General features: G+C 68.8%; 9 protein-coding genes. 4 read left to right on the top strand and 5 right to left on the bottom strand.

All coding sequences use genetic code 11. The features are described from left to right. Positions 1–3 precede the first annotated feature (3 nt). From ABT288_RS23485 to ABT288_RS23470, 4 genes are all read right to left on the bottom strand, one after another. Positions 4–828, bottom strand: a complete 825-nt coding sequence (locus tag ABT288_RS23485; protein ID WP_351611003.1) for a carbohydrate ABC transporter permease — start codon at positions 826–828, stop codon at positions 4–6. Continuing rightward, entirely contained in the window at positions 825–1,808 is a 984-nt protein-coding gene (locus tag ABT288_RS23480) for a carbohydrate ABC transporter permease (RefSeq protein WP_351611000.1), read from the bottom strand. Before ABT288_RS23480 ends, ABT288_RS23485 begins: the two co-directional genes overlap by 4 nt. A gap of 10 nt (positions 1,809–1,818) precedes the next feature. Beyond that, the gene (locus tag ABT288_RS23475; RefSeq protein WP_351610997.1) at positions 1,819–3,066 is read right to left on the bottom strand and encodes a sugar ABC transporter substrate-binding protein; all 1,248 of its coding nucleotides are present in this window, start codon (positions 3,064–3,066) and stop codon (positions 1,819–1,821) included. 152 nt (positions 3,067–3,218) lie between these two features. After that, complete coding sequence (locus tag ABT288_RS23470; protein ID WP_351610994.1) at positions 3,219–4,265, bottom strand: LacI family DNA-binding transcriptional regulator; 1,047 nt, start codon at positions 4,263–4,265, stop codon at positions 3,219–3,221. A gap of 1,284 nt (positions 4,266–5,549) precedes the next feature. On the opposite strand from ABT288_RS23470, the gene ABT288_RS23465 reads away from it, so the two are divergent. Beyond that, positions 5,550–6,476 carry an expansin EXLX1 family cellulose-binding protein gene (locus tag ABT288_RS23465; RefSeq protein WP_351610991.1) on the top strand — a complete coding sequence of 309 codons (927 nt, stop codon included), beginning with the start codon at positions 5,550–5,552 and terminating at the stop codon, positions 6,474–6,476. Positions 6,477–6,561: 85 nt separating this feature from the next. On the opposite strand, the gene ABT288_RS23460 is transcribed toward ABT288_RS23465, so the two are convergent. Continuing rightward, positions 6,562–8,793: an alpha-L-fucosidase gene (locus ABT288_RS23460; protein ID WP_351610989.1), complete on the bottom strand. Its 2,232-nt coding sequence runs from the start codon at positions 8,791–8,793 to the stop codon at positions 6,562–6,564. 273 nt (positions 8,794–9,066) lie between these two features. Here ABT288_RS23460 and ABT288_RS23455 point away from each other — a divergent pair, with 273 nt between their 5' ends. From ABT288_RS23455 to ABT288_RS23445, 3 genes are read left to right on the top strand one after another with little or no spacing between them, the layout of a single operon-like run. Beyond that, on the top strand, positions 9,067–10,125 hold the full coding sequence (locus ABT288_RS23455) for a sugar ABC transporter substrate-binding protein (protein ID WP_351610986.1): 1,059 nt from the start codon (positions 9,067–9,069) through the stop codon (positions 10,123–10,125). Between the two features lie 29 nt (positions 10,126–10,154). After that, positions 10,155–11,684, top strand: a complete 1,530-nt coding sequence (locus tag ABT288_RS23450; RefSeq protein ID WP_351610983.1) for a sugar ABC transporter ATP-binding protein — start codon at positions 10,155–10,157, stop codon at positions 11,682–11,684. Beyond that, a complete protein-coding gene (locus ABT288_RS23445; RefSeq protein ID WP_351610980.1) occupies positions 11,677–12,720 on the top strand; it encodes an ABC transporter permease in 1,044 nt (347 codons plus the stop codon). Before ABT288_RS23450 ends, ABT288_RS23445 begins: the two co-directional genes overlap by 8 nt. The last annotated feature ends 46 nt before the right edge of the window (positions 12,721–12,766 follow it).

Here is a 12,766-nt window from a genome sequence, read left to right as displayed (position 1 = left end):
GACTCAGTCCTTGACGGCGCCGGCGGTCACGCCGGCGGCGACATGGCGCTGGGCGAGGACGAGGATCACGGCGGTCGGCAGCGAGGCCACGACGGCGGTCGCCATGATGGCGTTCCACTGCTGGTTGTTGTTGCCGATGTAGTGGTAGATGCCGAGGGTGATCGGCTCGTGGGCGCCGCCGCCCACGAGGGTGCTGGCGAGGACGAAGTCGGACCAGGACCACAGGAAGGCGAACAGGGAGACCGTGACGACGGCGTTGCGGCTCATCGGCAGCACCACGGACCAGAAGGTGCGCAGGACCCTCGCCCCGTCCATCTGCGCGGCCTGGAGCAGCTCACCGGGGATGCCGGACATGAACGCCGTGAAGATCAGGACCGCGAACGGGACGGCCAGGGTCGAGTCGGCGACGATCAGCCCGGGGACGGACTGGAGCAGACCCAGTTGGAGGTAGATGGCGTAGAAGCCCATCGCCATGATGATGCCGGGGATCATCTGTGCGGCCAGCAGGAAGAAGCTCAGGATGCCGCCGCCGCGTGGGCGCAGCTTGGCCAGGGCGTAGCCGGCGGGGGCGGCCAGGGCGACGGTCAGGACGACGGTGCCCAGGCCGATGACGAGGCTGGTGCCGAGGTAGGGCAACTGCTCGTCGAGGACGGTGCGGTAGCCGGCCAGGGTGCCGTGCACAGGGAGCAGGTCCGGTGGGCTCTTGCGCATGTCCTGGTCGCGGGTCAAGGACACGTTCAGCATCCAGTACACCGGGAAGAGCATGATCGCGGTCAGCAGGACACCGACGGTCGTCTTCCACCACGTTCGGCTGGTGCTTCGACTCATGACAGCGCCTGCTTCCGCTGGACCCGGACGTAGACCAGGCCGAAGACCAGGGCGGCGACCACGAGCAGGTTGCCGACGGCCGCGCCCGGGCCGAAGGCGGGCAGGAGGTTGCCGAAGCCGAGCTGGTAGGACCAGGTGGCGAAGGTGGTGGACGAGTCCGCGGGTCCGCCCTTGGTCATGATCCAGATGATGTCGAAGACCTTGAGCGTGTAGACCAGCCCGAGCAGCAGGGTGATCGCGGACACCGGGCGCAGCAGCGGGAAGGTGACGCGCCAGAAACGTTGCCAGGCGTTCGCCCCGTCGAGGGCGGCGGCCTCGTAGAGGCTCGCGGGGATGGACTGCAGGCCGCTGTAGAGCACGACCAGGTTGAACGGGACGCCGATCCAGATGTTCGCGATGATCACCGAGGTCAGCGACCAGGACGGTGAGGTCAGCCAGTTCACCGGCCCGATGCCGACGGCGCTCGCCAGGGCGTTGACGATGCCGGAGTCGCTGTTGAGCATCCACGACCAGGTGGAGGCGGACACGATCAGCGGCAGCAGCCAGGGCACCAGGAACAGGGCGCGCAGGGTGGCCGACAGCCGGAAGTGCTGGTTGAAGAAGACCGCGAGGGCCAGGCCGATGGCGTACTGGAAGACCAGGCACACGGCGGTGAAGACGGCCGTGTGGAGCAGGGCGGGGGCGAAGGTCGGGTCGTCTAAGACGGTCTGATAGTTCCTCAGGCCCGTGAAGGGTGCGTTGCCCTGCACGAAGGAGCGGACGGTGTAGTGGCGCAGGCTGAGGTCGAGGTTGCGGTACAGCGGATAGGCGTAGAAGAGGGCGAGATAGACGGTCACCGGGGCGAGGAATCCCCAGGCGGCCCACTGCTGGGAGGTCGGACGGCGGCGTGTCCTGGTGCGGGCCGGGGGCGGGGCGGAGGTGGCCGCCCCGTTCAGGACGCGCGCGGACCACCGGTCCGGCGGATGGGTGGTCTGTTTCATCGAACCCACCTCACTTGACCGCGTTCTGCGCCGAAGTGAGCGCGTCCTTGGGCGACTTGGAGCCGCTGAGGGCGGACTGGACGGCCTTCCACATCTGCTCCGAGATCTTGGGGTACTTGGTGCCCAGGCCGTCGCTCGTGCGCCCCTTGGCCGACTTGACCGCGTCGACCCATGGCTTCAGCTCGGCGTTCGCCTTCACCTGCTTGTTCTGGACCTCGCTGGTGGGGGCCACGTAGGACAGGGCGGTGTCGGTGTCGTAGACATTGCCGTTGCTGGTCAGGCAGGTGGTGAGCTTCTGGGAGGTGGTGTAGCGGGCGGTGTCGTCCTGGACCGGGATGGTGACGAACTCGCCGCCGGTCGGGGCCGCAGCGTTGCCCCCCGTCGCGGCGGGGATGGGCAGCACCCCGTAGTCGAGCCCGGCCTTCCTCGCATTGGCGAGCTGCCAGGTGCCGTTCTCCGCGAAGGCGTAGTCGCCGCCGGCGAACTCCTGCCAGCTGGTGGTCTGGGTGTTGTTGAGCACCGAGTTGGGTGCGTAGCCCTGCTTGAGCCAGTCCGTCCACAGCGACAGGGCGGACACGGCCTGCGCGGAGTCGAGCCCGGTCAGCTTGGCGCCCGCGCCCCAGAACCACGGCAGGAACTGGAAACTGCCCTCCTCCGTGCCGATCGCCGAGAACGTGACGCCCTTCTTGCCCGCCTTCTTGACCTTCGCCAGCGCCGCCGTCAGCGACGTCCAGTCCTTGACCGAGGCGATGTCCACCCCGGCCTCCTTCAGCACCTTCTTGTTGTAGTAGAGGGCCAGGGTGTTGGCGCCGATCGGCGTGCCGTACGTCTTGCCGCCCGACTGGCCGGCCGCGAGCAGGTTGGGGTCCACCTTCGAGGTGTCCAGCTTGGTGTCGTCGGTCGTGGTGAGCACGCCCGCCTCGGCCAGGGTCGACACCACCGGGTTGTCCACGATGAGCACGTCCGGCGAGTTGCCCTGCTGCGCTGCGAGCAGTGTCCTGTTGCCCAGGTCGCTGGTGTCGAAGGCGGTCCGCTTGATCTTCACCCCGGCCTCGGTGCCGCACCGGTCCAGTAGCTTCACCCAGGCCGAGCCCTTGTCGAACTGGGGGTACGGGTCCCAGATGGTGTACGTGCCGCTGCCGGCGCCCTTGGCGTCGGTGCTGCCCGAACCGGAGGAACAGGCGGTGGCGGTGACGGCCACGGCGAGGGCGGTGAGGGCTGCGGCGGTCAGACGACGCTGTCTGGAGGAGTGGTTCATTGCAAGGATTCCTTTGTTTTGGGCATGACACTGCCGAGGCACGGTGCGACGAGGAGAGACGGGCACGGCGAACGGCACCGTCGAGCGGTGCGAGCGCCCGGTGGTGAGACGAGAGGTGATGAGGATGGGGTGAAGACGGTTACGTGGGTCGGTCAGGGCGTCGTACCAGAGCCCGCGTCCGCGGTGGGTGTGACTCCCGCGGGCCCGGTGCTGGCCCTCAGGGAGATCGGCGGCGTGAGGAGATGGTGCCGGGGCGGCGCGTCGGGATGGCCGAGCCGCTCCACCAGCAGGTCGACGGCACGACGTCCCATCTCCGCCGCCGGTACGTCCGCCGCGGTGAGCTGCGGGGTCACCGTCTCCGCCCACCGGCCGGCCACGACCCCGGTGACGGAGAAGTCGCGCGGCACATGGCGGCCGGCCTGGGCGAGCCCTCGGTACAGGCCGCCCAGAGCGGCCTCGTTCAGGGTGACCAGGGCCGTGGTGGCCGGGTCGTCGCACAGGATCCGCTCCACGCATGCCTGGCCCGATGCGGCGTCGTCACCGCAGCAGTACGTCCGCACCGTCAGCCCGCGCTCGGCGGCGGCCTTGGTGAAGCCGTCCAGGCCCCGGTGCGCGGACTCGTACCCGGTCCGCAGCAGCTGCTCGGGCCGGTTGACGAAGGCGACCCGACGATGGCCGAGATCCGCCAGGTGGTGCACACACGCCGCCGCCAGCGCGGTGTGGTCCAGCCCCACCCACCAGCCGCCCTCAGGATGAGCGGTACGGCCGATGGCGACGGAGGGGAAGTCCAGCTCCGCCAGGTGATCGACCCGGTCGTCCGCCAGCCTGATCTCCATCAGGATCGCCCCATCGACCCGCCGCTCCCCCAGCAGCCGCTGGAACGAGCGGTCACTGTCCACACCGCTCGGTGACAGCAGCACGTCATAGTCGTAGGCCGCGGCCGCCTCCACCACACTGCCGATGAAGTCCAGCTGCATCCCCGTGTAGTGGTTCCCGGCCGGCGGGAAGACCAGACCGATCGTGCTGGTCCGGCCGTTGGCCAGCGCGCGGGCACTGGCGCTGGGCCGGTAGCCCAGCTCGTCGACGACCTGCTGGATCTTCCGGCGGGTCTCCTCCGACACCGGGCGCCTGCCGCTCAAAGCGTACGACACGGTGCTCCGCGAGACACCGGCCCGCTTGGCGATCTCACCGATGTTCACGGGAACTCCTTGCTCGAACCGGTTCGCTGCTCCGGGAGGAACATGGCGCCGGGCGTCCAGGGCTGGGAACGGTGAAGAGGCGGTCTCCGGATCGTCGAACCGGTTCGCATGAAGTGAAGGTAGGAACCGCCCGGAGGCCTGTCAACACCCCCGACCGCAATCCCGCAATTCCGGGCCGGAAACGGAGCCGGTAGATCATGTCGAGGGGATTGTCGGCCGGGTCGCCCGGTGTGAGCTTCACCGAACCGGTTCGACGAAGTTCGATGAAGTGCGGCATAGATGATCCATCGGTTCGACGTAGGCCGGCACTCGAGGATTGAGGACGTGATCCATGCCTTCCGCCGACGGATCCGCCCGGTGCCACGCACCGGGCGTCGTGGCACTGACTCCCGACGCGGGCCTGCCGGGCACCCGCTACACCTTCGACCAGGACGACCGCACCTCCGGCAAGATCGGTGACAGTTCCGGCAGCGGCCTCACAGCGACCCTGGTGAACGGCTCCACAGCCCGGTCCGTCGCCGGCACGGACGGCGGCACGGCGCTGGCCTTCCCGGCGGGACACCCGCCTACGACGGCGCGTACGTCCTACTGCGCCGCGAAGTCCTGGGCACCGCCAAGACGACCGTCGAGGCCAAGGACCTGCTCGGCGGTTCGGCCACGACCGCCGGCTGCGTCGGCGGGTCCTTCCCCCAGGACCCACTGTTCAAGTGGGATCGAATGCTTGCCGGAACTCGATTGTCTCGCCGACAGGCACGTCAGGCTGAACAGCCGAGACGGGGTCGGCGAACGTCCGACTGGTCAACCGGAAGCTGCTGGTAAGGCACCTCGATCGTCACGCGGGCCGAACCAGGAGAGATCACGAGCCCTCTCACATGGGTTTGTGCCCATGTCTCACGGCTTGACCTCGGAACCCTGCGCCGCGTGACCGTCAGCTCGTGACGGACTGCACCGGCTGCGGAGTTGGGCTGCCCGTGCCCACCAGGCCGGTGCCGTCGGGGAACGTCAGCTCCGTCACCTCCAGGTCGTCCACGGCGATCGCCAGTACGTCCGGGTCGGCCGTTCCCCATCAGCCAGTTGGTGCTGCCCGCGTCGCCCCCCGGACGTTGTGTGCCCATCAGCCCCGCCGCCTGGGCCGCACCGCCCCAGCAGCGGCTCCGGATGTCATCATCGCCACACATGAAAGTCCCGTGCAGGTGCAGATCCCCGCGACCTGGGCGGCAACCTTTCCGCTGCCGGCGGCCACTGGACAGTGCACCATCGATTCGATCTTCCGAACGGACGGACATGACGACACCGAGGCAGGCCGCGCGGCAGCGCCGGCGCAGACAGAGGCTGATGCTGGGCACCACGGTGGGGCTGACCGCCGCGGGCGTCCTCGCCTACCTGGTCATGGGGCTGCTCCCCGACCACAAGGTGAACGCGGCACCTGCGGCGGCCACACCTGCCGCAACCGCCCAGGTGAGAGCCCACACCGCGACCGATAAGGACACCCCGACCGCGTCGGCGACCCCCAAGAGGTCCAGCACCGCGGCAGCACGACGGTCGGCCAAAGCCACCTCTCGGCCCCCGCGGACGGCGTCCACCGCGGCACCGTCGACGGGACGAATCCGGCCCGGGGCCACTTACCGAGGGGTCGCCACCGCCTACGAGGCCGGCGACGGAAACGGCGCCTGTCTGTTCGGCCCGAGCAGCGACCTCATGATCGCCGCGATGAACACCACCGACTACGAGACGTCCCGGGCGTGCGGCGCGTACGTGCGCGTCCACGCGGCCAACGGCGCCTCCATCACGGTCCGGATCACCAACGAGTGCCCGGCTCCCTGTGCACCTGGTCAACTCGACCTCAGCCAGCAGGCGTTCGCCAAGCTCGCCCCGCTCGAAGTCGGTCGGATACCGATCACCTGGAGCCTGCTGAGCCCCAGCACGACCGGCACCGTCTCCATCCGGTACAAGACCGGCTCCAGCCCCTACTGGTGCGGTATCCAGGCGATCGGCCACCGCAATCCGGTCGCGCGGCTGGAGGTCCGCGCGGGTGACGGCTGGCGGCAACTGCCCCGCACCGACTACAACTACTTCGTTTCCGCCGACGGCCGCGGATGCGGCAGCGCGATCAGGCTCACGGACATCTATGGAGAGCGGCTGACCATCAGCGGGATCGCGCTACGGCCGAACGTGGTGCAGCCGACCCAGGTCCAGTTCGCCCGACACTGATCCGGCCACCCACGTCCGATCCGTCGTCCCGGCGCAGCGGATCGCCGTGGCACCGCCGCAGCCGCTTGCCATGCCGGACCTGCGTTCAGGGCGACGTGAAGGTCCACAGCAGGTTGGTGCTGCTTCCGTACGTCCACTGCTTGGCGACGGAACCCGACTCGACCTTGCCGCCGCCGTCGAGGACCAGGCCGGTGGTGCGGTTGGCGATCGAATAGCGGCCGTCGCCCCGGTGGGTGATCGTCCACTGCTGGTTGGTGCCGCCGTTCCAGGCGGCCTGTCTGGCCGCGGAGCCGTCGGCGGTGGCGCCCCAGCCGTCGGCGACCATGCCGTTCGTGCGGTTGACCAGCTTGTAGTAGCCGTCTCCGACCGCCACCGCCTGCCACTGCAGGTTGGAACTGCCGTCCCAGGTCCACTGCTTGAGGTCGGAGCCCGAGGCGACGTTGCCGCCACTGTCCAGGACGAGGCCGTCGGTGATGTTGGTGAGCCGGAAGTAGGTGGCCGGGTTGAACTGGACCTTCAGGGAGGTGATCTGGTCGTTGTTGCCGGTGACCCGCAGGTCTGGGCTTTCGTCGATGAAGGTCCAGGAGGTGCCGGTGAAGTCGTCTCCTGAGTAGCCGACCACCTGGTAACCGGGGGCCGGTCGGAGGGAGGAGAGCGTTCGCGCGCCCAGTCCGGCCGCGGTCAGGTCGGCCGCGGTGTAGTCGCCGACCTCGAACACGCCCGCCCTGCCGCTGTAGTTGACGTCCGTGAAGGCGACGGCGCCGGCGAGCGGTCGCAGGCCCGGGATCGTTCCGGAGAAGGCGAGTTTCAGTACGTAGGCGTTGGCGCTGTACGGCGCCGAGGACGGCAGGGTGACCGTGAGGCCGGAGGGGTTCTGGACCGGCGCGGGCAGGTCGAGGTAGGTGCCTGCGGTGGTGCCGAGGAGTTTCACCGAGGTCAGCGACGACAGGTTGATCCGGTCCGAACTGAGGGTCTTGATCGTCAGCGAGCTGCCGGGCCAGCCCAGGGCGGTGGCGTACAGGACGTTGCCGGCCTTGTTGCGGGTGAAGCGGATGTCCTGCGCGGTGCCGGCATGCGGGGTGGTGAACGAGCCGCCGCCCATCTTCGTCGGGCCCTCGCCGTACGCCGTCCAGGCCCGGGTCGCGTACACCGACTCGCCGAAGCGCTTCAGGTGGTCGCCGATACCGAGCAGGATGTCCTTCTGCGCCTGGGGGATGGTGCCGTCGGCCATCGGCGCGATGTTGAGCAGCATGTTGCCGTTCTTGCTGACCCGGTCGATGAACGAGTGCAGCATCTGCTGGACGGTGTAGTAGCCGATGCCCTGGGTGTAGCACCAGCTCGAGCTGGAGATGCTGTCGTCGGTCAGCCAGTACGGGGTGGTGATGTCGGCCGGGCCGCCGCGTTCGTAGTCGAAGACCTCGCCCTTGGCGTCGAGGCCGTCCTTGTAGGTCGCGACGACCTCGCGGCCCCAGGCGTCCGCCTGGTTGTAGTAGTAGGAGAGGAAGTTCAGGCGCTGGGTCTCGTCGACCGCGTCGAGTTTGAAGTCCTGCCAGAGGATGTCCGGTTGGGCCTGGTCGACGACCTCTTTCAGCTTGTCGTACCAGAGCTGGTTCTCCTTCGTGGTTCCCAGCTGCGCGTAGAGCTTCTGCAGGCTCGGATCCGTCTGCGCGGGGACGTGGTCGTAGAAGCCGTTGAAGTGGTACGCGTGGTGCATGGCGACCAGCAGCTTCAGGCCCTTGGCCCTGATCGCCGTGGCGAACAGGTGCAGCAGGTCGAGCTTCGGGCCCTTGGCGACGGAGTTCCACTCGTTGGCCTGGCTGTTCCACATGGAGAAGCCGTCGTGGTGTTCGGCGACCGGTCCGGCGAACCTCGCGCCCGCGTCGAGGAACAGCTGTGCCCACGCGTCGGGGTCGAAGTTCCCGCCCGCCGATTTCAGCCTGGGCGCGAACTGCACGGTGTTCCCGGCCTTGTCCTTCGCCCCGTCGATGAAGTTGTGGTACGGCCACACGGAGGGGTCGCCGTAGGTCGCGATGTGGTGCTGGTTGGCCGCGCTGCCGGCGATGTACATGTTGCGCGGGTACCACTCGTTGTCGTAGGCGGGAACGCTGAAGACGCCCCAGTGGAAGTAGATGCCGAACTTGGCGTCCCGGAACCACTCCGGGGCGGGCGGGTGCTGGTCGACCGAGGGCCATGCGGGGGTGTACGTGCTCGGCGCCGCCTGGGCGACGCCCGCCCCGAGGGCACCGCCCCCGACGGCCGCCGCCGCGACACCTGTGGCACCGGCCAGGAACCGGCGTCTGTTGAACGAGCTCGACATGAGGACATCCCTGAAGTGGGGGACAGAGGGAAGAGCACGACGCTCACGGCTGTGGAACGCCGGTCGCCACGCACGAAGTTCGACCATGTGACGCGCTGATGTCAACGGGCTTGCAGCATCATTGATGGGATGGATTCAAACCAGTCGCCGCCACGCATGGTCAAGAGAGCCTCTCTTGCAGCAAATTATCCCGGGGTCTGGACAGCATCACAGCAGTCGCCCTATACATACATCCCATCTCTCCTGCTCCCGGACCAGCGCGAGGAATCACCGATGAGACTCAGAACAGCCCTCTGCTCCGCCGCCTCGGCCGTGTCCGCCCTGGCGCTGCTCACCGCATGCGACAGCGGCTCCGGTACCGCGTCCGGCGGCGCGCCACTGGTCGGCGTCGACTACCCGCGTTCCGACACCGACTTCTGGAACTCGTACATCAAGTACACGCCCGAGTCCGCCAAGCGCCTCGGTCTCTCGCTCAAGACCACCAACTCGCAGAACGACGTCGCCAAACTCACCGCCGACGCACAGACGTTCATCAGCCAGGGGGTCAAAGGCATCGCGATGGCCCCGCAGGACACCGCCGCCATCGCGCCGACCCTGGCGCAGCTGGAGGCGAAGAAGATCCCGGTCGTCACCGTCGACACCCGCCCCGACACCGGCAAGGTCTACATGGTGGTCCGCGCCGACAACCGCGCCTACGGCGAGAAGGCGTGCAAGTACCTCGGCACCAGGCTCGGCGGAAAGGGCAAGGTCGTCATGCTCCAGGGCGACCTGTCCTCCGTCAACGGGCGGGACCGCACCGAGGCGTTCAACAGTTGCATGAAGGCCGACTACCCGGGGATCAGGGTGCTCGGCGAGGCCACGAACTGGGACGGGGCCGTGGCCGCACAGAAGCTCCAGACGGACCTGACCGCCAACCCGGACGTCAAGGGTGTCTACATGCAGTCCAGCTTCGCCCTGTCCGGCACCCTCCAGGTACTCAAGCAGAAGGGCCTGCTGGTCGGCCCGAAGGACCCGAAGCACGTGTTCGTGGTCTCCAACGACGGCATCCCCGAGGAACTGAAGGACATCGCCGCCGGGCACATCGACGCCACCGTGTCCCAGCCGGCCGACCTCTACGCCAAGTACGCCCTGTACTACCTGAAGGCCGCGATCGACGGAAGGACGTTCCGGCCCGGCAGGACCGACCACGACAGCACCATCGTCAAGGTCCGCGACGGGCTGCTCGAGGACCAGCTCGCGGCCCCGCTCGTCACCGCCGACGGCGGCACCTACGGCGGCGTCCCCAGCCTGAAGAGCGGCGACAAGTCGCTGTGGGGCAACAACCTCGGCTGACAACTCGCGGCGCACACAAGGTGGTTGAGATGAACGACGGGGAGCGTGCGAGCCGCACCTGCGACCCGCCCGTTGTCGAGGCGACGGGTATTGTCAAACGATTCGGTCCGACGGTCGCCCTGAGCGGCGCCCGGATCACCGTCAGGCCCGGCGAGACACATGCGCTCGTCGGCCGCAACGGCGCCGGCAAGTCGACCCTGGTGTCCGTCCTCACCGGCCTGCAGGCACCGGACGAGGGCACGGTCAGGTTCGGCGGCGACCCGGCACCACGGCTGACGGACCGCGACGCCTGGCGGCGACGCGTGGCGTGTGTCTACCAGAAGTCGACGATCATCCCCACGCTGACCGTCGCCGAGAACCTCTTCCTGAACCGGCACGACCGCGGCCGTCACCGGCTCATCAGCTGGCAGGATCTGCGCCGCCACGCCCGGGACCTGCTCTCGGCCTGGTCCGTGGACGTCGACCCGCAGACCCTCGCCAGTGAACTCGGCGTGGAGCAGCGGCAGTTCGTCGAGATCGCCCGCGCGCTGTCCTTCGGCGCCCGCTTCATCATCCTCGACGAGCCGACCGCCCAGCTCGACGGCGCCGCGATCAACCGGCTCTTCGACCGCATCCGCGACCTGCAACGCCAGGGCGTCACCTTCCTGTTCATCAGCCATCACCTTCAGGAGATCTACGACATCTGCGACATGGTGACGGTGTTCCGCGACGCCAGGCACATCCTGACCTCGCCGGTCGCCGAACTGCCCCGCAGCGAACTCGTCGCCGCCATGACCGGCGAGGCGGCGGCCGAGCGGGGCGCCGAGCGGGCAAGCACCGCCGACTCCATGGGCACGGCCGCGCTGAGTGTCCGCGGCCTGAGCGGCGAGACCTACAGCGACGTCTCCTTTCGCGTCCTGGCCGGGGAGATCGTGGGACTCGCGGGGGCTGCGGGCAGCGGGCGCACCGAGGTCGCCGAGACCGTCGTGGGACTGCGGGCCGCCGGCAGCGGCGCGGTGGAGATCGCCGGCAGGCGGCCACGACCGGGCAGCGTGCCCGCCGCCCTCGCAGCGGGCGCGGGCTTCGTCCCGCAGGACCGGCACCACCAGGGCTTCGTACCGGACATGTCCATCGCGGACAACGCGACGCTCTCCGTGCCCGGCAGGCTGGGCCGGAACGGCTTCATCAGCGCCCGTCGCCGTGACCGACTGGCCGAGACCGTGATCGAGAAGCTGGCGATCAAGACCCCCGGGCCCGGCCTGCCCGTGTCTTCGCTGTCCGGAGGCAACCAGCAGAAGGTCGTCATGGCCCGCGCCCTCGCCGACGATCCCCGTCTGCTGGTTCTCATCAACCCGACGGCGGGCGTGGACGTGCGCTCCAAGGAGTTCCTCCTCGGCAAGGTCGAGGAGACCGCGCAGACCGGCACCGGCGTGCTCGTCGCCTCCGACGAACTCGACGACCTGCGCATGTGCGACCGGGTCCTGGTGATGTTCCAGGGCCGGGTGACCACGGAGATCGGCCGCGGCTGGCACGACCACGACCTCGTCGCCGCGATGGAAGGAGTGGACCTCCATGCCTGAGACCGCCCTCGCGGACTCCCCCACCCCCGGCGCCACGGGGCCGAAGGCCGGGCGCAGCGGTCTGCTCGGCGGCCGGATACCCGTGGCCCGGCTGCGTGATCTGGCCCTCGTCCCGGCCATCGTGGTCATCGCGATCGTCGGCCAGATCGTCAACCCGGTCTTCCTGCAGACGGACAACCTCGTCAACGTCCTGCAGACCATGTCCGAGATGGCCCTGCTGGTCCTCGCCCAGGCGATGATCCTGATCGTCAAGAAGATGGACCTGTCGCTGGAGTCCACCATGGGCCTCGCTCCCGGCGTCGCCGCCTGGCTCGTCGTCCCCGCCGGCGCGGGACACGGACTCGGGCTGCTGCCCGGCGCCTGGGCCGTCCCCGTCACCCTCACCGTGGGTGCGCTCGTCGGCGTGGTCAACGCCCTGCTGATCATCCGTTTCGGCCTCAACGGCTTCATCGTCACCCTGGGCATGCTGATCGTGCTGCGCGGCATCCTCACCGGCATCTCCGGCGGCCAGACCTTCTTCCAGCTCCCGCCGTCGATGCTCTATCTGGGCACCGCCGAATGGTTCGGGATGCCGGCGTCGATCTGGATCTGTCTGGCCCTGTTCGCCGTCGCCGTCGTGGTGCTCGGCTGGACCAGCTTCGGGCGCTCGCTGTACGCCATCGGCGGCAACGTCGACGCGGCGAGGGCGGCCGGCATCCGCACCGACCGGGTGCTGTGGATCGTCATCGTCACCGGCAGCGTGCTCGCCGCCCTGGCCGGACTCCTGCTGTCCGGGCGCCTGGCCTCCGTCGCCTCGGCGCAGGGCAACGGCTACATCTTCACGGTCTTCGCCGCCGCCGTCATCGGCGGGATCAGCCTCAACGGCGGCAAGGGGACCATGTTCGGGGCCTTCAGCGGCATCCTCCTGCTGTTCATGATCCAGAACGTGCTGACTCTCGCGGGCGTCCCCGCGCAGTGGATCGGCGCCCTCAACGGCCTGATCATCCTGGTCGCCCTGACCATCTCGCGCATCACCGGCGGCAAGGTCCAGGAGTGAACCGGGCGGCCGTCGCCGCCGGCCACCGCTCGCCGCCCCGTTCCGT

It is taken from the genome of Streptomyces sp. NPDC001093 (genome assembly GCF_040298985.1).
In the GTDB taxonomy this organism is placed as follows: domain Bacteria; phylum Actinomycetota; class Actinomycetes; order Streptomycetales; family Streptomycetaceae; genus Streptomyces.
The sequence above is the reverse complement of the archived record's forward strand: the minus strand, read 5'-3'. Positions and strand labels throughout refer to the sequence as shown.